The organism is Aminivibrio sp. (assembly GCF_016756745.1).
Classification (GTDB): domain Bacteria; phylum Synergistota; class Synergistia; order Synergistales; family Aminobacteriaceae; genus Aminivibrio.
Genome location: NZ_JAESIH010000064.1, coordinates 48,208 through 69,719 on the forward strand (window position 1 = coordinate 48,208; position 21,512 = coordinate 69,719).

General features: G+C 63.6%; 21 protein-coding genes. 1 reads left to right on the plus strand and 20 read right to left on the minus strand.

Annotated features, from left to right (window positions below):
- Position 1 precedes the first annotated feature (1 nt).
- The 14 genes from JMJ95_RS11195 to JMJ95_RS11260 all read right to left on the minus strand — a co-directional run bounded on the left by JMJ95_RS11195 (position 2) and on the right by JMJ95_RS11260 (position 13,002).
- Positions 2–1,510, minus strand: coding sequence for an ATPase, T2SS/T4P/T4SS family (locus JMJ95_RS11195; RefSeq protein WP_290685341.1), 1,509 nt, complete (start codon positions 1,508–1,510; stop codon positions 2–4).
- 17 nt (positions 1,511–1,527) lie between these two features.
- Positions 1,528–3,468, minus strand: coding sequence for a type II secretion system secretin GspD (gene gspD / locus JMJ95_RS11200; RefSeq protein ID WP_290685342.1), 1,941 nt, complete (start codon positions 3,466–3,468; stop codon positions 1,528–1,530).
- The gene (locus JMJ95_RS11205) at positions 3,465–3,842 is read right to left on the minus strand and encodes a type II secretion system protein (RefSeq protein WP_290685344.1); all 378 of its coding nucleotides are present in this window, start codon (positions 3,840–3,842) and stop codon (positions 3,465–3,467) included. Before JMJ95_RS11205 ends, gspD begins: the two co-directional genes overlap by 4 nt.
- Before the next feature lie 8 nt (positions 3,843–3,850).
- A complete protein-coding gene (gspC, locus tag JMJ95_RS11210) occupies positions 3,851–4,756 on the minus strand; it encodes a type II secretion system protein GspC (protein WP_290685346.1) in 906 nt (301 codons plus the stop codon).
- Positions 4,743–5,363, minus strand: a complete 621-nt coding sequence (gene gspN, locus JMJ95_RS11215) for a type II secretion system protein GspN (protein ID WP_290685348.1) — start codon at positions 5,361–5,363, stop codon at positions 4,743–4,745. Before gspN ends, gspC begins: the two co-directional genes overlap by 14 nt.
- Positions 5,360–5,911 (minus strand): type II secretion system protein GspM, encoded by a 552-nt coding sequence (gene gspM / locus JMJ95_RS11220; protein WP_290685350.1) that lies wholly within the window; start codon positions 5,909–5,911, stop codon positions 5,360–5,362. The genes gspN and gspM overlap by 4 nt, the downstream gene beginning before the upstream one ends.
- The gene (gene gspL / locus JMJ95_RS11225; protein ID WP_367153799.1) at positions 5,908–7,131 is read right to left on the minus strand and encodes a type II secretion system protein GspL; all 1,224 of its coding nucleotides are present in this window, start codon (positions 7,129–7,131) and stop codon (positions 5,908–5,910) included. The genes gspM and gspL overlap by 4 nt, the downstream gene beginning before the upstream one ends.
- Positions 7,132–8,067 carry a type II secretion system protein GspK gene (locus JMJ95_RS11230; protein WP_290685352.1) on the minus strand — a complete coding sequence of 312 codons (936 nt, stop codon included), beginning with the start codon at positions 8,065–8,067 and terminating at the stop codon, positions 7,132–7,134.
- Complete coding sequence (locus tag JMJ95_RS11235) at positions 8,042–8,665, minus strand: type II secretion system protein (protein ID WP_290685354.1); 624 nt, start codon at positions 8,663–8,665, stop codon at positions 8,042–8,044. The genes JMJ95_RS11230 and JMJ95_RS11235 overlap by 26 nt, the downstream gene beginning before the upstream one ends.
- Positions 8,650–9,525, minus strand: a complete 876-nt coding sequence (locus JMJ95_RS11240; RefSeq protein ID WP_290685356.1) for a phosphatidylglycerol lysyltransferase domain-containing protein — start codon at positions 9,523–9,525, stop codon at positions 8,650–8,652. Before JMJ95_RS11240 ends, JMJ95_RS11235 begins: the two co-directional genes overlap by 16 nt.
- A gap of 135 nt (positions 9,526–9,660) precedes the next feature.
- A complete protein-coding gene (gene feoB, locus JMJ95_RS11245; protein ID WP_290685357.1) occupies positions 9,661–11,691 on the minus strand; it encodes a ferrous iron transport protein B in 2,031 nt (676 codons plus the stop codon).
- Positions 11,691–11,984: a FeoA family protein gene (locus JMJ95_RS11250; protein ID WP_290685359.1), complete on the minus strand. Its 294-nt coding sequence runs from the start codon at positions 11,982–11,984 to the stop codon at positions 11,691–11,693. Before JMJ95_RS11250 ends, feoB begins: the two co-directional genes overlap by 1 nt.
- 94 nt (positions 11,985–12,078) lie before the next feature.
- Entirely contained in the window at positions 12,079–12,306 is a 228-nt protein-coding gene (locus tag JMJ95_RS11255; protein ID WP_290685360.1) for a FeoA family protein, read from the minus strand.
- Between the two features lie 24 nt (positions 12,307–12,330).
- Complete coding sequence (locus JMJ95_RS11260; protein ID WP_290685361.1) at positions 12,331–13,002, minus strand: metal-dependent transcriptional regulator; 672 nt, start codon at positions 13,000–13,002, stop codon at positions 12,331–12,333.
- Positions 13,003–13,200: 198 nt separating this feature from the next.
- Here JMJ95_RS11260 and JMJ95_RS11265 point away from each other — a divergent pair, with 198 nt between their 5' ends.
- The gene (locus tag JMJ95_RS11265; protein WP_290685363.1) at positions 13,201–14,499 is read left to right on the plus strand and encodes an MFS transporter; all 1,299 of its coding nucleotides are present in this window, start codon (positions 13,201–13,203) and stop codon (positions 14,497–14,499) included.
- Here JMJ95_RS11265 and JMJ95_RS11270 read toward each other — a convergent pair.
- The 6 genes from JMJ95_RS11270 to JMJ95_RS11295 all read right to left on the minus strand — a co-directional run bounded on the left by JMJ95_RS11270 (position 14,492) and on the right by JMJ95_RS11295 (position 21,349).
- Entirely contained in the window at positions 14,492–16,942 is a 2,451-nt protein-coding gene (locus tag JMJ95_RS11270) for an HD domain-containing phosphohydrolase (protein WP_290685365.1), read from the minus strand. The genes JMJ95_RS11265 and JMJ95_RS11270 overlap by 8 nt on opposite strands.
- Positions 16,943–17,455: 513 nt before the next feature.
- Positions 17,456–18,193 (minus strand): twin-arginine translocase subunit TatC, encoded by a 738-nt coding sequence (tatC, locus tag JMJ95_RS11275; RefSeq protein WP_290685367.1) that lies wholly within the window; start codon positions 18,191–18,193, stop codon positions 17,456–17,458.
- Entirely contained in the window at positions 18,168–18,359 is a 192-nt protein-coding gene (gene tatA / locus JMJ95_RS11280) for a twin-arginine translocase TatA/TatE family subunit (protein ID WP_290685368.1), read from the minus strand. The genes tatC and tatA overlap by 26 nt, the downstream gene beginning before the upstream one ends.
- Positions 18,360–18,383: 24 nt before the next feature.
- On the minus strand, positions 18,384–19,826 hold the full coding sequence (locus JMJ95_RS11285) for a 4Fe-4S binding protein (RefSeq protein ID WP_290685369.1): 1,443 nt from the start codon (positions 19,824–19,826) through the stop codon (positions 18,384–18,386).
- Positions 19,827–19,893: 67 nt separating this feature from the next.
- Positions 19,894–20,805, minus strand: coding sequence for a DUF362 domain-containing protein (locus JMJ95_RS11290; RefSeq protein WP_290685370.1), 912 nt, complete (start codon positions 20,803–20,805; stop codon positions 19,894–19,896).
- 298 nt (positions 20,806–21,103) lie between these two features.
- Entirely contained in the window at positions 21,104–21,349 is a 246-nt protein-coding gene (locus JMJ95_RS11295; RefSeq protein WP_290685372.1) for a hypothetical protein, read from the minus strand.
- Positions 21,350–21,512: the final 163 nt, after the last annotated feature.

The following is a 21,512-nucleotide window of genomic DNA, read 5'->3' on the forward strand; positions in this document are numbered from 1 at the left end:
TTTACCCCTCTTCCCCGGAGGGACTGAATTCCCCGGCGGAGACCACCCGGAGCAGCTCCTCGGGGGAGGTCCGCCCTTGCCGCAGGGCATCGAGTCCCAGCTCCCAGAGGGTCCGGAACCCCTTCATCCGGGCGGCGGCCCGTATTTTCTGTGTGGGAAAGCCTGCCGACACCATTTCCCGGAGTTCGTCATCGAGAATGAACTGTTCGTACAGCCCCACCCGCCCCCGGTACCCCGTGCCCATGCAGTGGTCGCATCCTCTGCCCCGGAAGACCTCCGTCAGTCCCTCCCTGCGGAAGAGAGCCGGCGCTTCGGCCCGGTACGAGCACCGTGGGCAGAGCGTCCGGACAAGGCGCTGGGCCACGGCGCCGAGAAGGGACCCGGCAGCGAGATAGGGCTCGACCCCCATGTCGGTGAGGCGGACCACCGCCGAGACGGAGTCGTTGGTGTGGAGGGTGGAGAGGACCAGGTGGCCGGTGAGGGATGCCTGGACGCCGATGTGGGCCGTCTCGTAGTCCCTCATCTCGCCGATCATGATGATGTCCGGGTCCTGCCTGAGGATGGACCGGAGGGCGGCGGGGAAGGTGACCCCCGCCTTTTCGTTCACCTGGATCTGGCCTACTCCTTCCAGGTCATACTCGATCGGGTCCTCCACGGTGATGATGTTCACCTCGGGCTTCGCCAGGGCCTGGAGGATGGCGTAGAGGGTGGTGGTCTTGCCGGAGCCCGTGGGGCCCGTGAAGAGGACAAGCCCGTGGGGATTCCCGATAAGGACGTTCATAGTCTCCCTGGAGGAGGCGTCCATGCCGAGATCCTCCAGGCTGAGAAGCCCCGAGCCCTTGTCCAGCAGGCGGAGGGCGAGCCGTTCGCCGTGCTGCACCGGAATGGAGCTGACCCGGATGTCCACCGCCCGGTTCCCCACGGTGATGCCGATCCGGCCGTCCTGGGGGGCGAGGCGCTCGGCGATGTCCATCCGCGCCATGACCTTCACCCTGCTCGTCAGAGGCGCCTGGAGGTTTCGGGGAAGGCGGAGCCGGTCGTGGAGGACCCCGTCCACCCGGAAGCGCACGAGAACCTCGTTCTCGAAGGGTTCCACGTGGATGTCCGTGGCCCGGACCTTCAGGGCCTCCCTCAGAAGGCCGTTCACCAGCTTGATGACCGGGACGTCCACCGAGTCGCTCTGCACGTCTTCCCGAAGGAGCCCGTCGTCGTCGTCGATGCCTGCCACGGCCGAGAGAGTGTCGTCTCCGATGCCCCCTCTCAGGTCGTACAGGCGGCCCCAAAGGCGCTCCAGGTCTTCCCGCCGGTGGAGCTCCCACGCCGCCTCCCGCCCGAAGGACGCCGCAAGGACCTGGGCGGCGGGGAAGCATTCCGGCGAGGCCAGGGCGACGACAAGCCGCTCTCCGTCGTCCCGGAGGGGCAGGATGCCTGCGTTCTTCAGGGCGTCGAGGCTGACCTTCCCCCGGATGAGGGGGGCGATTTCTTCTCCGTCGGGAAGCCGTGGGACCATTCTTTCGTCTCCTTCCGTCATTTCGACTGCTGCTTCACCGACTCCCGGTACTCCTTCTCGAGCCGCTTCCAGAGCTTCTCCTCGGGAGCGCTCATGCCGTGGTCGCCGGAGACGATCTCCCTGGTGATCTGCTCCGCCTCGCCCGGGGTCTCAAGGATGTAAGGAGTCAGAAAGATCATGAGCTCGATCTTCTCCCGCTGCTTCACCGACCGGGTGAAAAGCCCGCCGATGAGGGGGATGTAGGAGATGCCGGGGACCCTGCTCCGGAGGCTCTTTTCCACTTCCTTGATGAGCCCTCCCAGGACCACCGTGTTGCCTGAGCTCACCATGACGCTGGTCTTGATCTTCCGCTTGCCCGTTACAGGGGTCTCGGCGGTCATGGCGGTGAGCACGTCCTCCACCACCTGCTCCACTTCCAGGGCCACAAGGTTGCCGCTTCGGATGGAAGGAGTGACGTTGAGGATGAGCCCGGTGTCCTTGTACTCGTAGCTGCTCTGAACCGCGTTCGGGTTGGATACGTCCGAAAGCTTCCCCTTGAGCTGGGGGATGACCTGCCCTACCTGGAGCTCGCTGGGGAGGTTGTCCGTGCACATGAGGCGGGGCATGGAGAGTACGTTCACCGCGTCGAACTTCTTGAGCAGGTCGATGTAGGCGTAAACCAGCCCCATGCCCTTGTAATTTGTCCTCGTCCCGTAGGTTCCGTCGTCTCTTCTGTATTCCTCCTCGGTGCGGGAAAGGTTCTGGAACCAGTCGATGATCGTCCCCGGAACACCAGCGCCCCCAGTGTTCAGCTGCCCGGCGAGGACCGCGTCCCCCGTGACGGACCCGCCCCAGGTGGCCCAATCGACGCCGGCGTTGTTCAGCTTCGTCAGGTTCACCTCGGCGATGAGGCCCCGGAGGAGCACCTGGCGGGGCAAGGTGTCGATCTTCCGGATGATCTCCACCAGGGACTGGAAATGGTGGGGCGGCGCGGCAAAGATGAGGCTGTTGGACGGGATGTCGGGCACCACGGTGGTGGGAATCTTCCCTTCGGGCGTAGCAGCCTGGGACGCTTGGGCGGACAGGATCTTCGACAGCTGCTCCGCCACCACCTTGGCATCGGCGTTCTCGAGCTTGTACACGTGGAATTCCCCCGACTTGGGGGTAACGTCCAGGTCCGCGATGAGCTTCAGCGCCCGGTTGATGTACCGCTCCTCCCCGGCGAGGACGATCTGGTTGCCCGGGGCGTCGGGGAGAACGGTGAGCCCGAAGACCGGGCTTCCCGGAACTTTCGCCAGGTTGGCCAGGTGGGCGGCGATGATCTCGGGGGAGGCTTTCGTGATTTTCACCGTCCGGGACTTGAAGATTTTGTCGGCCCTGTCCAGGGTCCGGATGAGGTCCACCGCCCTGTTCACGTCGGTGGCCCTGCCGGTGAGGAGGATATCGTTCCCCCGGCCCACAGGCAGCACGGTGACCATGCGGCCCGAGGCCTGGCTCACGGCGGCGGCGATGAAGTCGGCGGTGACGTAGTCCAGGGGGACCACCTGGGAGACCGTCTGCTCACCCTCCCCCGGGCCCATCCGCCCGGTGCGGACGTCCGGCTCCGCCGAGCTTCCCGGCTGGAGGGGCACCACCTTGCTGAACCCGGCGCCCTGCTGCAGGGTGTAGCCGTTCATCTCCAGCACCGAGATGAACACCTGCCTGGCTTCCTTCAGGGGAAAGGGCTTCGGGGATATGACCGAGATGGACCCCTTCACCCCGGGGGTGAGGACGAGATTTTCGTTCAGCAGCTCCGCCATGAACCGGATGAACTTCACCATGTCCACGTCCTGGAAGTTGAACTGGGCGTTCCCCGAAGCCCTCATTCTCCGGGCCGATTCCACGAGGGCGAATTCGTCGTCCTGGGGGGGAGTCCGGGCCTGAGCCCCCGGTGCGAAACAGAACAGGATAAGTGCCAAAATCAGTAGTTTCCGGATCATTGTTTTTCCCCCCTTGAAATCACGCGGTCAGGAACATAAAGAACCACTGCCTCACCCCCCGCTGCTGCGGCGGGTCGTATGACGACTTTCCCGCAGGAATAGCCGGGAGGCAGGCCGTCCTGCCCCGGAAAATCGAATCTGCCGGTCTCCCAGGAGATTCCGTTCTCCCGGCCCCGGCTCTCCAGCTTTCCGCTGACCGCCCGAAGCCAGAAGTTCCTCGAGAGGGCGAGCCGTTCCCGTCCGGCGCGGACCTCCCCGAGGGCGCGGACGGAGAGAACGGCCAGCCTCATGCTGCCGGCGGCCACGAGACCCAGGACCGCCACGGCCACGAGCGTCTCGACAAGGGTGAAGCCCCGTTTCCTTCCCCGTCCCATGGGGTCCTTCACCGGATGGTGTACTTCAGGGAAACGGGAGCGCCGCCCCTGAGGACCTGCACGTCGAAGGCACTTCCTCCCATGAGGGAGTTGATGACGTTCACCACGTCCCCCATGTTCCGGATCTCCAGCCCGTTGACCGACTGGATCACGTCGCCCTTCTCCACCCCCACGGACTTCAGGAAGCTGTTCCTGTCCACCCACTGCACTTCCACGCCCAATGTCCTGTCGCCGTCGAATTTCGGCCTGAGCCGGAATTTTTTCATCTCGTCCAGGGGATTCATGAGCAGGTTGTCCACCGTTTCCCTGGGAATTGACCCCTGCTGCCCGGGCCGGGCCGCCGTGACTCCCGGGCCGGGCATGTTCAGAACCGGAGGAGAAGACGGCGGCGCGGACGCCCTGGAGGACGTGTGGCCGCTGTACCGGAGGAAGACGTTCACCACCGTTCCGCCTTTTCTGAGGACCACCCTGTCCTCGCCGACCTCGCTCAGTTCATAGCCCTTCACCTGCCGGCCCTGGAGAAAGACGGACTGTTTCCCCCCCTCGTCGATCCAGACCGCGATCCCCGGCAACGTACCGGCGAGGCGGATGCCCTCCAGCTCGTACAGCTCACTCACGGTGATTTCCGTCTCCTGCGCCTTCGCCGAAGCCGCCGCGGGAGAGGGCGGGGGCGCCCCGAAGGGGTCCCCGGCGGCAAAATCCCCCAGGGACGGGGCCTGCTCTTTTTCCGCCGGAAGCGGAGACAGCGCTCCTCTGCCCGATATTTTTCCAGTCTCTTCCACGGACAGGAGAAACAGCCGTTCCTCCACCATTCCGGCCGCCCAGTATCCTGCCATGGCGGAGAAAAGGGCCGCCCCGAGAAGGGGAAGGACCAACCGCGCTCCTCCCCGGAGAAGGTCGTCAATTCGTGCCATGGGGGTTTCTTCCTCCCCTCTTCAGGATCCAGGTTCCGGGTTTTTCCTGCCTCAGGTGAAGGAGGGGCCGGAGGAGTTCCATCAGGGCCGCCCGCTCTCCTCCGATGGCGAGATCGGCCTCATCAAGGGCAAAACCCCTGGATGAAAGGACCGCCGTCCCGGAAACGTCAAGCTCCCCGGAAGTCCTGAATTCCAGCACCTCGATTCTTTCGGACCGAAAGACCAGCCTGGCCTCGACCGCAGCGAGAAAGAGGGGCTGCTCCCCCGGAAGGGGAAGATTCACCGATACCCTCTCGAGCCGGAGCCCGGCCGCCGGGGCAAGAGCGGCCACGGTGTCCGACGGCGAAAAGACGACCGTCACCCGGCCGGCCTCTCCTGAGAGGAGAGGGGACCGGAGCCGGACATTGAGGAGTACCGCCCCTGGAGGAAGGCGTCCCTCTGCGGATACTGAAGAAGCGTCAAGAAAAAAACCCTTTTCCGACGCTGCCCGGACGGCCCTGCTCCAGGCCGCCTCCGTTCCTGCCCCGAAGGGGAAGAATGCCAGGAAGGACGCCCCGAACACCGCCGCCGAGAAAAGGAGAAACAGGACCGCCCTTCCGGCTTTCATGGCCCCTGCCTCCCGAGAAGGAGCACCGCGGTGATGGTCCGCCCCGGGGCCCCTTCCGGCGAAGGGCTCCGGACCGCCCGGAGGTCGGCGGAGAAGGAATAGATGCCCCTCCGCTCCGTCTCCTGGAGGAAACGGGCCAGGCTCTCCGAGGACAGGCCCTCCAGCGTCACGGAGACGGCGCTGCCACCCCCCCGTCCCGTGGTGCTGCTCAGGCTCAGCATGTTCGACCGGAGGCCGAGAGAGGCCACGGCGTTGGAAACGGCGGTGAGGAGATCCTCCTCGCCGTCGGCGGGAAGGGGAATCCGTCCTGTCCCCGCTGCCTGCCGGAGCACCCGGTATTCCCCGATCACTGCGGCAAGGTCGTCAAACCGTTTTTTCTGGAGCTCTCTCCTCGCCCGAAGGTCCCTGCCGTCGCTCCAGAGGGAGAAGGCCGCCCCCCAGGCGAGAAGGGCCAGGAGCAGCAGGAGAAGGGTCCGGTGCTCCACCCCGGGACCGCTGTCGTCCTTTCCCAGGAGGGAGGGCAAGGAGGCGGACAGGAAGCGTTTCACGGCTTTTCCCTCCTCAGGGACAGGGAAAATCTCAATCCTCCGCCCGGGATCTGCTGGATGTCCCCCAGAGATGCCCTGAACCCCCGGGAATCGGCCGCCGTCCGGAGGGCCTGGATGGCTTCCATTGTCCGGGCCGTCCCTGTCAGCTCGGCACTCTCGCCGGTGTAGCGCATCCGGTCGAGGACCGGGAAGCCGGATTTCCTCCCCCCGTCTCCGCCGGTCCACACCCTTCCGAGATGACCGAGAAAGAGGGAGAGAGAACTGTCGTCCCCTCCGCTTCCCCGAAGTTCCGCCAGCTTGCCCCGTGCCTGGGAGAGAGGGTCCACGATTCGCTCCGACGGACCGGCGATCTCCCGGTAGAGGGCCGCCGCCTCGGCTGAAAGCCTCTCCAGGGAAGAACGGACCTGCAGGGAAAGGGAGAACTGAACGGCGCAAAAGACCGCCCCGAGAAAAGCGGCGGCGGCGGAAAAGTTCCTGAGGACCCGGGCCGTTCTCTCCCGGGCGAGAGTGGCTTTCAGGGCGGGCCGGGAAATGTTCACGGAAAGAAAGGCCGGGAAACGGGCCGCAGTCTGTCGGGCTGCCTCAAGGAGCTCGCCGGGGGATGTCCCTGTCCAGACCGAAGCGGCAAGATCCTCGCGGCCGGAAGCAAGGGCGAATTCTCTGCAGAGACGAACATCCCTGTCCATGCCGTCCCCCTCTTCAGGACCCGGTGCTCCGTCTTCCTCACTGCCGCACCTGCAGAAGAGGGGAACGCCTCCGGCAAATACCGCCGAGGCGGTAACACCCATCCCGCGGAAAACGGTGATCCCTTCGCCGTCCACCATGGAAGCCAGGGCCAGGGGGAGGGGCCAGCAGATGTTTCCCCGCAGGGGAACCCCGTCCCCGTCTCCGGGTACCTCGGAGGCCGCCACACACCATGCGGCTCCCTCGGCTCCTCCGCCTCCGACGCCGGAGATCCACGGGATGATGTCCACGGCCTCCTCCCCGGAAAGCAGCGGGCTGAATCTGAGGGAGAGGGCGCCGCGCACGTCCTTCAGCGAGCGGAAGGGAAAGGAAAAAGGGTGCGCCGAGAGGGTACGGAAGGGGTACAGGACAAGGGCGCCCCGGGAAGGAATGCTGTTCCCGGCACTCTTTTCTCCGGAAGGGTTGCCGCCGTTTTCAAGGAGGCGAAATCCGTCCCTGGTCTTGAGGAAAAACGAGGAAATCTGCCGTCTGGTAATTTACGGTTCCTCCCATCGGACCGTGTCGGTCACCGCGCCTTTTCGTTCCAGTATAACCTCCAGCGGGGTCTTTTGACCATCGGCAAACTCAACGAGAAAGGACACCCTGAAATGGCTGCTCGTAAAGGAGATCACGTTCATGAGCCGCGCCCTGGCCGATGCCGGAAAGGACGGCACGGAGGACAGGTCCTCCATGGAGGCGAAAACCCTGGCTTCCCTCGCCCGGACCAGGTCGGCGGCGATGTTCCCGTCCAGGCCGTCCAGAAGGGCCAGCACCTCCGGGAGAGCCGTGTTGGCGTTGATCTTTCCGTCTGACCGGAGGGTGACCAGGGGGGCGATCCCGGGGCGGGTTTCCGTTCCGTAGAGAATGTCCGCCGTCATTCCGGGAACAAAAAGCAGCTCTTCCAGTGAAAGGAGGGGCCTGTTCAGGTACCCGTTCCGCTCGCCTCCGCCGAGGCGGGGCTCCCCGTCTCCGTCGAGGAAGTCCAGCACCACGGCCTCGAGATTTTCCGCCCCGGCCTGCCGCCACAGCCTTCTCCACGGTCCCGCCAGCTCGGATCTCACCGTTCTCCCGTCGGGAAGGAAGAGCCCGTTCAGCGGGAAGCGGTCGTTCAGGGGAGTGACGGCCATTTCCAGCGTCACGCCCGCTTCGGGAAACTCGAGGGTCCGGAGAGAGAAGATATCGTCCCCCGGAGCGTGAGCCTTTCCCGGGTGAAGCCCGATCAGGGCCTTCGCCGCTGGGAGAGCGGCCTCGCAGACCATCCTGGCCGTGAAAGCCCGCCGCTGTCCGTCAAAGGTTCTCACGGATCTCCTGGCGAAGACGGCGAATCCGGTGGAGGCCGCCAGCAGGAAGAGGGACACCAGGAGGACCGAGAGGAGGACGAGCCCCTTTCGTTTTTTCCGGACCGGTCTATTCGGGAGGAAGCCAGTCCTCACGGAGGAACGCCTCCTTTCCTGCCCTGGCCTCGAACCGGACGCCCCTCGGCCTCGGGCCTTCATAGTCATCGCCCCATTCGCCCGTTTCCGCGGAGAGAATGGATACCCTCAGAAAATCCGCGCCGGGAACAATGAGTCTGCCTCCGGCAGGGTCCAGGTTCTCCCAGTCCACCGCCCCCGGGGACGCCAGGGGAAGGATCCAGCGATATACCCCCGGAGCCCCGTCCCTGCCCGCTCCGGGGCGGAACACCTTCCATGCCCGGACTCCCGGCTCCCCGCCGTAGTCGCTCCAGAAGGCAACCCGGTCGTCAGCCAGGCCTCCCAGGACATCCTTCCGGACGGCCACGACCGCCGGTCCGCCCGGGAACGAGCGGGGAGAGAGACGCATCTCTGCGGCGATCCGTCCCAGGAGATAGTCCGAAACCTGTTCCTTCGCCGTCTCCGCCCTCGCGTTCTCCAGCCCCCTGACAAGAACCACCGACGGGGCAAAGGCCAGGGCGGCGATGAGACCGAAAAGGGCGAGGACCACCAGGACTTCAGCCAGGGTGAATCCCCGGGGCCGGAAAAAACGGCGGGAGGGGATCAGTCGGGAAACCATGAGAGGGTGTACTTTTTCAGAAAGCCCACGGGATGGTAGGACATCTTCGCCACGCGCATTCCCTCGTCGCCCAGGTCCTCCTCCCGGTTCACCGTGGTGAAGGAAGAGGCTGTGTTCTGGAGAAACATGCGGTTGATGGCCTGGTAGGCCCCGTTATAGGAGGGCAGGGCCTTTTCGAAATGGATCATCACCGTGTCGCCCGGAATGGCCTCGGCGATGGTGTAGGCGGCCGGCATTCCGTCCACCTCGAGAAGCCCGCCGAGAAGTCCCGGGATGTTCCGCCATTCCCTGACCATTTCCTCCACTGCCCCGTTCTCCCGGAGAAGGGCGGGGGATTCGGGGCGTTCAGCGAGCCATAGTTTCTGGGCCTCCAGGACGGACTCACCGTCGTCGGGGCCCAGGGAACGGTACACGAAGGCATAGTTTTTCACGAACTGGCGTATGTGGCTCCGCTTTCTGGAAAAGCGGTTGCCCTTCAGGGCGATGAGGTCCCGGACGGAATGAAGGTATTCCCACTGGGAACGGACTTCCCGGGCGACGATCCTGTCCCGGAAAAGCTCGGTCAGTACCCTTGCGAGGCCGTCCGGGGCATAGGAAAATTCGGCCCTTTCGGGAAACAGTTCGGGGAGAATCCTCCGCCAGTCCGCCGATTCCCAGGGACCCACGGGGGCCCACAGGGTCCCCGAAGCGGTGCGTATCCAGCACAGGCCCTCCCGGAAGGCCCAGGAGAAGCCGAAGATGTTCCGCCAGGCCCAGAGGCTGCCGAAGGAATAGTAGGATGACCGCCTGGGGCAGGCTTCGTAGAGCTGTCTGTAGTGTTCCGCTTTGTCCAGGGAGAGGGGTTCGAAGAGAAGGCCCATGAACACCATCGTCCTTTCCTTGTTCGCCGGTAATGCCGGTGTTTTCGGCTCATTCTACCAGACCCGGGCGGAAATGGAAGAAAAAAGCCCCTGTCCGGGAGGGAAGGGGCTGAAAGGTGTCTGTGATGCTTTTCCTTACCCGAGGCCGAGAAGACGGCCTCCCTGGTAGACGAGAACCGCGCCGCCGTAACCTACGAGGGTGGTGTAGGCGATCATGAAGAAGGTCCACTTCCAGCTTCCCGTCTCTCGTTTGAAGGCCGCCACCGCCGCCACGCAGGGGACATAGAGCAGGGTCATCACGAGGAAGGCATAGGCGGAGAGAGGGGTGAAGAGAGACGGAAGGGCTGCCGTGAGCCCGGCCTCCCCGGCGCCGAGCAGGGCGCCGAAGGTTCCCACCACCACTTCCTTGGCCAGGAATCCGAAGAAGAGGGCCACCGCCGCCTGCCAGAAGCCGAACCCAGCGGGCCCGAACAGCGGAGCGAGCGCTTTCCCTATGCTCCCCACCAGGCTGTCTTCGGAGCCGTACTCCACGCCCCGGGGGAGGCTCGCCAGAACCCACACGGCCACTACCGAGAGGAGGATGAAGGTTCCCGCTTTCTGCAGGAAGAGGAATCCCCGCTCCCAGGCATGCCGGAGCACCATCCCCGCCGAAGGTATGTGGTAGGGGGGCAGCTCCATGACAAGCTGGGACGATTCTCCCTTGAAAAGGGTGCTCCCCAGGATCTTGGCAGCTCCGATGGCCACCACGATCCCCAGGATGTAGAGGGAGAAGACGGCCGTTCCTGCGTGAGCGCCGAAGAAGGCCCCCGAGAAGAGAACGAACACCGGAAGACGGGCCGAGCAGCTCATGAAGGGAAGGATGAGCAGGGTGATCATCCTGTCCCTGGGCCGTTCGAGGATCCTGGTGGCCATCATGGAGGGCACGTTGCACCCGAAGCCCATGAGCATGGGAATGAAACTCTTGCCGTGGAGCCCCATGAGATGCATGATCCTGTCCATGACGAAGGCGCCCCTGGCCATGTACCCCGAGTCCTCGAGGACGGCGATGAAGGCGAAGAGGATAAAGATGTGGGGGAAGAACACCACCACGGATCCCACGCCCCCGATGAGGCCGTCCTGAATGAAGGAGACCAGGATATCGGACAGCCCCGCAGTCGCCAGAAATGCGGCCGATCGCTCGCCGAGGGACTCGAAGAGCCCTTCGAATATCTCCACCAGGGGATCTCCCAGGGCATAGGTGAGCCTGAAGACTGCCCATGTCACCAGGAAGAACAGGGGGAGGCCGAGAGTCCTCGACGTCACCACCCTGTCGATCCTGTCGGAGAGGGAGAGCCGGGTCTTCAGGGAGAGGTCCCGGGTCACCGCCTCTGCGGTCACGCCCGAGACGAAGCCCCACCGCCGCTCGATCACCGCCGTCTGGAGGTCGTAGCCCAGGGATGCCTCCACAGAGGCTCCTTCGCGTGAAAGAATGGCCTCCAGTTCGCGGCGGATTCCTGCGGTCTCCGCCGCCGCGAGAACAGCGGGGTCCCCTTCGGTGAACTTCACCGCCGCAGTGCGGGCAGGAAGCCCCGGGATCAGGTCCGGCTTCGATGAGAGAAACGCCTCCATACGGTCGAAAAGAGGGGCAAGCCGCTCGCCGTAGGGCAGCGAAAAGGAATTCGGAGGCGCCGTTCTGTTCTTCAGCTCCTCGAACACCCTCTTCTTGAGGTCTTCGATTCCCTCCTTCCGGCGGGCCACAGTAGGAACCACCGGAATGCCGAGGAGGGACGACAGCTTCTCCACGTCGATGGTAATCCCCTTTTCCGCCGCCGTGTCCATCATGTTCAGGGCAAGCACCAGGGGCGTCCCCATCTCCAGCATCTGCACGGCGAGGTAGAGGCTTCTCTCCAGGTTGGAACCGTCGGCCACGACAATGGCCAGGTCGGGCCTGCTCCGGAGAAGGAAGTCCGCAGCGATCTCCTCGTCGAGGGATGCGGCGCCGAGGCTGTAGATCCCGGGAAGGTCAACGACCTTCACCTCGCCGTCGCCTGTCCGGAACCGGCCCTCCTTCCGCTCCACCGTGACCCCGGGCCAGTTCCCCACGTGCTGGTTCGACCCGGTCAGGGCGTTGAACAGGCTCGTCTTGCCCGTGTTGGGGTTTCCCGTAAGGGCTACCGTGTAGCCCATCACCTGCACCCCCCGCCGCATCCAGCGCAGCCCTTCGGGCGGATGAACACGGCGTCGGCCTCGTCGACCCTCAGGCTGAGCTCGTATCCCCTGAACCACACGGATACGGGATCGTTCAGAGGAGCCTTCCGCTCCACCCGAATCTCGGTGCCGGGGACAAGCCCCATTTCAAGGATCCGCCTCTTCAGCCCGCCGTCCCCGCCGATTTTCGAAACTACGCCGCCTTCACCCACGGCAAGAGAACTGAGTGACTTCTCGGTCACGGTTCCGCAGCATCCGCCAAAAGCTCCCATAGTACCTCCTCCGATCCCGTTGATGTTCGTAGTATCTAACTTGATTTTCCGCCGAAAAAAAGAACCTCCCGGTCCTTTTTCTTCCGTCTTTTTTCTATCTGCAGGCGCCGTCCACGAAGACCTTCAGCGCCATGCCCTGTCCGAGGGCGAACCGGGAATCTCCGACTTTCAGAAGAAGGGGACCTCCGCCGTTCCGCACCACGCTGACCTGCACTCCGGGCACAAGCCCCAGTTCGGAAAGCCTTTTCGATGCCTCTCCGCCTCCGGCGACCCTGGCCACCGTCACTTCGCTTCCTTCAGGCATGATGGTTATGGGACACATTTTTTCTTCCTCCCCCGGCGCGCCTCATTCGGGACACGCGCATATCCAGACCGATGCTGCCTCTGTTCTCCTGAGGGCCACTTCCGACCCCCTCACATCCACCGTCAGGGGATCCCCCAGCGGGGCCTCTCCCCTTCTGACCACCACGGTACCCGGAACAAAGCCCATCTCGAAAAGCCTCAGCCTGAGCGGCCCGTCGGCGGTCACCCTGGACACCACGCCCTTTTCGCCCTTCGGAATCATCGAGAGGGGTCGGGGCAGCTTCCGTTCGTCCCCCATGACGGAGAGAAGGTCCTGAACCCATTCTTTCCCGTCCCTCCGGGCCCGGACGAGATAATCCACAAACCCCAGTATCCGCGCCTCGGACGTTTCGTCCATCTCGTGCTCCATGGCGCAGGCCATTGCCATGGCCCGTTCCCGCTCGAAGCCGAGGACGTCCTGGAAAAGGAAGGTCAGGTGCTCGTGGCGCCTGTAGATGTGGAGGGCCCGTTCCCTCCCCGCCTCGGTGAGCCGCAGGGCGCCGTACCGCTCGTGGGCGACCATGGCAGCGGCCACGAGCCGCCTCACGGCGGCGACCACCGTCGCCTTGGCTACTCCCAGGGTATTGGCGAGGTCGGTCACGGTGGCTTCCTTCCCCGAAATCTCCAGGGCAAAGATGGTTTCCATGTAGTCTTCTATCCTCGAGGATACGGGCATGTACTGCCTCCTTAAAAAGTGAGAGGTTACTCACTTTCTGGTTAGACTAATCTTACTTTCCCCCGTTCCCTTTGTCAATGGAGTTCTGAGCCCCTAAATCCGCCCTCCCCGTGGACTTCGGGGAGAAAGGATGCTATTCTTCCCGGAAGCTCATATGTCTCAGCATCAGACATCAGAAGTCCACAAGGAGAACTTCTCATGAAAATCAGCTTATCCCAGTCAGGCGAATCAGGCGGAGCGGCCGTCCTCTCACCGGGGCGGGCCCATTTTCTCTTCGGCTGCCTGGTGACGGCCTACTTTTTCTCTTTCTTCTTCAGGGTTTCGGCATCGGTGGTCCTGCCGGAGCAGGCGGCCCGCATCGGCATGGGAGCGGCTCTCACGGGCTTTCTCTCCAGCCTTTACTACTACGCCTATGCCGTCATGCAGGCCGTGTCGGGGGCCCTTCACGACCGGTTCGGCCCCCTGAGGGTCATGGCGGGCGGCATGGCCCTGACGGCCCTCGGAACGGCCCTTCTCGTCTTCGAGCCCTCGCCCTTTTCCCTCGGAGCCTGGCGGCTCCTCACGGGGATCGGCCTCGCCCCCATGTACGGCGGAGCCCTTGTCTACCAGGCGAGCGCTTTCACTCCTGACAGGTACGTCTTCTATTCAAGCGTCACCATGGCCCTGGGAGCCCTCGGCGCCATCGTCTCCGTAGCCCCTCTCGGGTGGTTCCTGGATGCCCTCGGCCTGTCCCCCACCTTCGCGGGGCTTGCCGGAGTGAGCCTTGCCATGGCCTTCCTGCTCTGGAAGGAGAGAATGTTCGACCCCGTGCCGGCACGGCCCGTCTTCGCGGGGCAACATCCCCGGTCGGTCCTCTCCAGGCTCCGGGAGGCCTTCGGCATGATCGTCTCCTCGTCCTACCTGAGAAATCTCCTGGTGGTCTGGTCGGTCTCGGCTTCGGCGCAGCTCTCCTTGCAGGGACTGTGGGCCGTGTCGTGGTACCGGACGGCCTACGGCGTTCCCGCCCCGGAGGCCAGGATCTGGGCGTCCCTCATCAGCATCGGCATGTTCCTGGGGACGGTGATTCTCGGGAGGTTTTGGGGGAGGACGGAAGACAGGTTCAGGGCCATGTGCTTCTGGTCCCTTTTCAACGGCCTCTCATGGACGGCCCTGCTGCTCTCGGTCGCCTTCGGGCTGCCCCTCGCCGTGACGGGAGTGTGCGGCTTCTGTGTCGGGGCGGCCAACGGACTCTGCTCCGTCCATTATGCTTCGGCCACCAAGGAGCAGGCGGGGGGAGCGAACACCGGCGCCCTTCTCGGGGCGATGAACACGGTAGTCATCTTTCTCACCGTGGTGTTCCAGTGGGGAACGGGCGCGATCATCAGCCTTTTCCCGGGTGAACGGCCCGGGGAGCTGACCTCCATGGGCTTCCTGGTCTGCTTTTCCCTGGTTACCCTGGTCATTCTGGGAAGCCTTCTCTCCCTGAGAGCCCTGAGAACTCCGGGCGGCCTCAGCTAGCGCCGAGAATACCGGGACTGCTTTCCAGCACGGCCGCGCAGGCCCGCACTACCTCGGGGTCATAGAGAATACCGCTGTTCTTCTCTATCTCCTCCCGCGCTGCCGCCAGGCCGAGGGACGAGCGGTAGGGCCGATGGGACGCCATGGCCTCCACCACGTCGGCGACGGTGAGAATCCTGGCTTCGAGAAGGATTTCATCACCCTTCAGCCCCCTCGGGTAGCCCGATCCGTCGAGCTTTTCGTGATGTTGCCTGGCGATCTCCGCCACCGGCCAGGGGAAGTCAATCTCCCTGAGGATGTCGTAGCTCGAACCGGCATGGGTCTTGATGAGCTCGAACTCCAGGGGAGACAGCCGTCCGGGCTTGCTCAGGATCTCGCTTGGAATTTCCACTTTTCCCACGTCATGCACCAGCCCGGCGATGCGGAGCCCTTCAAGCCTCTCGCCGTCCAGCCCCAGGCCGGCGCCGATTTCCGTTGCCAGCACGGCCACCCTCTCCTGGTGCTCGATGGTGTAGGGGTCCTTCTTGCCCACGATCTGCCCCATGGTCCGGATCACGTCGTTGAACGTGTTCCTGAGCTTTTCATACCCCCGAAGCACTTCCTGCTCCGACTCCCAGCGGATCACCGAGGCGGCCAGGTTGTAGGCCGCGCCCCGGAGCACATCCGTCTCGTCTGCCCTGACGGGGATGACGCTGTCCTCGAAGCTGAATCCGAGGAACCCCCAGAATTCCGACCGGAAGAATATGGGAACAGCCATGAACCAGAGAGATCCCCCCTCCGGAAGGTCTTTCCCCGGCAGGCTCCCGATGTCGGGAATCGGCCCGGTGTAGATTCCCCCCTCCGCAAGGAGGGTGTAGACGGAGAAAAGGTTTTCTTCCCACGAAAGGGTCTCCGGAAGAGTGGGGACTCCCTTTTCCCATGAAGCCGACGACCGGGCCAGGAGGCGGACATTTTTCGTCCCGTCCGGGCCGGTGCAGTTGCGGAACAGGTTGGCCCTCCGGGCGCCCAGGGCTTCCCCAAGGCTCCGGAGGGCGAAGTTCATGGCCTGCTCCCCGTCCTCAAGCGAAAGAAGGAAGCTGGCTCCTTCCGCGGCGGCCTCCACAAGCTTTCCGTGAAAACGGAGACGCTCCTCGGCCCGTTTTCTTTCCTCGAGTTCCCGCCGGGATTCCTCGTACAGCCGGGCGTTTTCCAGGGCGATGGATGCGGCTGCGGCGAACTGGTCCAGGGAGGCCGGCAGTTCCCGGTCGATCTCCGGTAAGACGTCCGTGTAGGCGACGGACAGGACGCCCATAATTTTATTTCTTTGGAAAAAGGGCACGGCGATGATGGTGGTGATCTCCGAGAGCCTCGGATCGGGGGTCCGCCCGGGATGGTTCCGGTAGTCCCGAATGACGATACTCTTCTTCTCCCTGTAGACTTCCCCCGAGATGCCCACGAAGACGGGGCGGGTCTCGTTCACCATGGCGGCATACAGTCCCGTGCCGAAGATCCGGAGGAAGGTGTTCTTCTTTTCCTGGTAGACGGAAAGGGATACGTGCTCCGTCCCGGCGAGCTCCCCTGCCTTCGCCAGAATGCGCTGGAGGAGGGCGGTGGAGTCCAGCTCCTCCATAAAGGAGAGGAACATGGAGTGAAGCAGTTCGAGCCGCCTGTTCTGGGCTTCCGCCCGGAGTTCAGCTTCCTTGAGATCGGTGACGTCGATGGTGAGCCCCGTCACCCGCAGAAGCCGGCCCTCTCCGTCCCTCACGGGAAACCCCTTGAAGACAACCCACCGGGATCCGCCGTCCTTCGTGACCACCCTCAACTCCACGTCGAGGAAGGTGTCCTCCCCGGCAAGGAGTCTCTCCCATGCCGGTTTCGCGGCTTCATTCTCCTTCGGGTAAAAGATCCGGTCGAATAAATCCTGCCTGGAAAGGGGAAACTCCTCGTCCTCCAGCCAGAGGATATCGCCGTGCCCGGAACTGGAAAAACTGTCGCTTTCCGGGAAATACTCCCAGACCCCCACCCTGGAGGCGGCGAGCACCCTGGAGAGCCTCTCCTCGCTTTCCAGGGCCCGAAACTCGGCAACCTTGCGGTCGGTGACATCCATCAGGCTTGACTGGTAGGCGAAGGCCTTCCCGTGCCCGTCCCGGTGAAAGGATGTCCTGTCCTCGATCCACCGGACCTCCCCGTCCCTGGTGACGATCCGGTACTCGAGCAGCAGCGAAGGGACGTTTTTCAGGACCGCTTCGTAAAATTTTCTCTTCACCCGCTCCCTGTCCTCGGGAAAGACGAGGGACAGGAAGGGGATTTCCTCGAGAACGATCTCGGAAACGGTATAGCCGAAACGGGCGATGTTCCCGGTGACGAAATCCACCGGATGGTGTTCCTCCGGCTCGCCCCAGAGGATCACCACGGGGCTGGACGCTATGATCCGGTCAAGGCTGAGAACATCTTTTGCGCTCACGAACCTCTCACCCTCCTCTCCCGAAGGATTTCACTCCGACGGCGATAATTTCCGGATTCTTCCGGAGAACTTCCACGCAGGCCCCCCGCTGACGGGCCGAAAGCCGTTCCCCGCTTTCAGGGAATCCAGGGTTGCCCGACCCTCCGCCAGGTTATCGGGGGACAAACCGAACAGGGAAACGTTCCCCGTGACGAAATTCACGCGGGGGAAGTGATCCATCCTCCCGCTGGTCAGGACGGCAGGACAGGAAAGAATCACCTGGTCGAGGTTCGAGGTTCACGGACTGTTCGGGCACCACGGCCGCATCATCCCCCGGACCGGTTCCTTCCTGCTGAACGGCGGCGTTTTTCCTATTCTAAATGAAGGGTGATGGTTTGAACAGACCGCACGGTACACCTCAATCCGCACCTCAGCGGGGAGCGGATTGAGGGAGATCCGACCGTGAACAGCGAAAAACCGTATCGCTTCCCATGCTCGTCCCGGCCGGGGTGATCATCTTTTCCGCGGCGCCGATCACCCGGAGTCATCCCGACGGGCAATGAAAATCCTGCCCACGGCGAGGGTCAGCTCGAACAGCAGGTAGAGGGGTACTCCGAGCAGAACCTGGGACACCACATCAGGCGGAGTCAGCAGGGCGGCCGCAAGGCCGATGAAGAGGATGATCCACGGCCTGAGGCGGGAAACGGTCCGAAGGGAGACGGCTCCCGAAAGCAGAAGGGCAAGAAGCAGCAGGGGGGCCTGGAACACCAGTCCCGACGCCAGCAGCAGGGAAAACAGAAAGGAAGCGTATTCCCCGAATCCCCAGAGGGGAAGAATATTGTCCCCCTCTCCGAAGGCAAGGAAAAACCGGAGTGCCAGGGGAGCGATGACCCGGTAGGCGAAGGCCGACCCGGCGGCGAACAGCACAGGCACTATCCCTCCGCCGACCAGCAGGTATTTCGCCTCGCTCCGCCGCAGGGCGGGCCGGATGAAAAGCCAGCCCTGGACCAGGGCGAGGGGGGCGGTGAGCACCATTCCGCCCCAGAAGGCCAGCCGCATGTAGGTGAGCAGTTTTTCATAGGGCCGGAAATAATAGAGCGACACTCCAAGCCCCTCCAGCGGGGCGAGCAGGAATGCCGCCATGGAGGAGGCGAAGGAGAAAAGCAGGACGGCGGAGATGCAGAAAAACGCCAGGACCGAAATGATCTTGCCCCGGAGTACCTCCAGGTGATCGGTATAGCTTTCGCTATTTTTCCTGTCCGGGCTCTCCATCCTCTCCATTCTCCTTCTTCTCCGGAGATTCGCCGGTCTCAAGCCCTCTCTTGAACTCCTTCACTGCGCTTCCCACGGCCCGCCCCACTTCGGGCAGCCGTTTCGCCCCGAAGAGCACCAGCGCCAGGGCAAGCAGCAGCAGTATTTCTCCCATTCCGAGGTTCATGCCGTCATCTCCGTTCTCTGCCGGTCAAAATGGAAATTCTTCCAGGGGGGCCACAGTGGGCCCCTCGCCCCCGCCCGATAGCGGGCGGATCTTCCCGTGCACCGTGAGCCCCGACACGGTGACAGCCTTCGGCTCCGCCGGGCAGGCATATTCGCAGGCTCCGCACCCGAGACAGATGGAAGGGTCCAGCTCGGGGATGGTCAGGTTTCCACGGAAAGGAACCATGCGCATCGCCTGGGTGGGGCAGTGCTCGGAGCAGGCACCGCAGGCCGTCCCGTACTTCCGGACGATGCAGTTCCGGCGAAGGAAGCGGGCCTTTCCTATGGAAACGAGCTGTTTTTCCCCCGGTTCCAGAGACTCTATGGCCCCCGTGGGGCAGGCGTCGCCGCAGGCGGTGCATCCATACTGGCAGTATCCCCTCCCGTAGTCAAGGACGGGCTGGAAAAGCCCTTCCGGCCCCCATTCCCCCAGCGACGGGCGGAGAATCCCCGCCGGGCAGACAGTCACGCAGGCCGTGCAGGCCACGCATTTTTTCGTGAAGTTCCCTCGGCTCTTCGACCCCGGAGGGGAGAGGGGGAGTTTTTCATCCCAGGAGGACGCTCCCGCCGGAACGGTGCCGTCCTTCTTCGCGCTCCATAAAGTCAGCCCGAGAGCGGCGGTGAAACCCGCCGCCGTCCTGAGCAGCCCTCTCCGGGAGAGACTTTCTCCCGGAGGGGCGAAGGAAAGGGCGAGTTCCCCTCCAGGGCAGGCGTCCACGCACCGGAGACAGAGAACGCACCGGTCGGCATCTACCTTCCGCTCCTTCACGGAGATGCACCTCTGGGGGCAGACGGTGCCGCACAGGCCGCAGCCGGTGCAGTTTTCCCCGGAAAACCGGACGGAGAGAAGGGACGACCGGGAAAAGAGCCCAAGAAAGGTCCCCACAGGACAGAGGGCATCGCAGAAGGGGCGCCCTTTCCGGAGAGACCACAGGGTCAGGACCAGGAAGAAAGCGGCGGTGCCCCAGAAAAGCCCGGGCACGAAGGGAATGCGCCCCGCCCTGGAGATAATCCCGTACAGACCGCGGCTCTCGAGAAAACCGGCGAGGCTGTCAATCCCGCCGGCCATAGGGGGCCGGAGAAGCTGGGTAACCCCCCTGCCGAAGGCGGCGTAGGGATCCAGGAGAGCGGGAACGGCCGACACACCGGCAGCGCCGGCCGCCAGTACGAGAGCCAGGGTCCAGTACCGCGCCCGGGATCCCGGAGCGTATCCAGAAAGGCGCCGCCCGCCGGCCCGCCACACCGCCTCCTGGAAGGTTCCCAGGGGGCAGAGAACGGAACAGTAGACCCTCCCGGCGAGCAGGGCACCCAAGGCCAGTACGGCCGCTCCTCCCCACCACCTAAGAATGGACGGAACGACCTGCAGCGATGGCAGAAGGGGCAGGGCACTTTCACTCGGCCGGAAAAGAAAGTGAGCGAGAAACAGCACAGCGAGGCCGCCGGCGAGAAGAAAGCGTGCCTTCCCCGCCCGCCTTTTTTTCCGGGGCAGAGGGCTCTCAGAGGGCAATCCGCTCCACCCCCAGGGATTCCAGGTCCATGGTTCCTATACCCATCTCGGAGGCGCTCCGGATGTAGGACACGTTCTTCGGGTCGGCGCCGAAAATCCTCGCCGCCGCCGCATCCCCGGCCACGATGTCCGTGGACAGGATCTGGGCCTTGAGCAGGGTGACATCCCTTTCCGACGTTCCCCTCGGGCCGTTGCGGGTCATCATTCGGTAAGCGTCGATGACCGTCAGGGCCGGTTTCCGGAACAGGCTGACGTCGGCGATGCACTGGTGCAGGCCCTTCGCGTGGAACTCACCCCGGTTCCAGACCGTTCCCATGAGATTCTTCATTCCCATGGTGATACCCGCTCCCCCGTGGTGTTTCAGCACGGGGACGTTGATGAAGACGTCGCACTCGAGCATCAGCTCGTGAACGGCTGTTTCCTTCAGCGCTCTTCCCCCGGGGAGGGGAACCTTCTGGTAGTAGCCCGAGGTATCCGCCGGAGCGACCACTCCTCCTCCCCGCTTTACCGCTTCCTCCACGCCGCTGTTCCGGTAACTGTTCCGCCACAGGTCGCAAGTGTGGTCAAAGGCGTACACTTTCGATGCGCCGGCCTCGAGGCAGCGGCGGACGATCCGCTCCACCAACTCGGGATTGGTGTTCCCTCCCCGCTCGGGAGGGACGTCCCAGGACATGTTCGGCTTGATCACCACCGTCTGACCTTTTTTCACAAAACGCTCCATTCCTCCGAGGGCCGCCACCCCCCGTTCGAACATCTCTCCCGGCTCTCCTCCCCTCACCGCCGCGAGCCCCGGCAAACCTTCCCCGGCACCGAAGGCTCTCCGGACGCTCCGCGGAAGCAGCAGCGCCGCCCCTCCGAGGCCGAGAACCGCCGTTCTTTTCAGAAATTCTCTCCTGTCCATGACGGACCACCTCCATTTCACGAAGACAGCGTATCATAAATTCACTTTTCTCTACATCCGCCGTCTTCCAGAATAACCGCCCCGGGGCGGTTCACCGGAAAACTCCGCTCCGTCCGCTTCCTGCCCCATACGAGCGTCTTTCGCTGCTCCGCCGCGCCCTCCGGGCAGGAAAGGAACGCGTCACATGGGATAAATGTCCCCGAGCCGCCCAAAAAAATGAGGCCGCCGAACTCCGGGAAAGACGCCATCCCCTGCATTCGCGGCCTCATTTTTTCTCATGACGCTCAGGAGGAGAAGATCACGGCGTCCTCGTCTCCTTCAGCATTTCTTCCAGCAGCCCGCGGACCTCTTCGGCCTCGGCCTCGAACTTCGCGATCATTTCCTTTCTCCTCTTCTCCGGAATTTTTGCGGCTGCCGGGTCTTCCTGAAGATATTTTTTCTTCTTCTCCAGGATCCGAAGAAGCTCTTCCCTGTCCCGAAGAAGCTTTTGCCATTCGAGATAACTTTCCTGGTCTTCGTTTTCCTTGACAAAAGCCCTGCTCACAGTCCTTCCCCCCTCTCCGACGAAGAACGGCGAAAATAATACACAAGGCCACGGAGTTCTCCGGGGCCCTGTTCGCTCTCCATATTTCGACAGAAAAAAACTGAGTAATCCGTACATATTATCTTCCATCCCCCCCTTTTTTGCAACCTGAATTCCTGCCCCT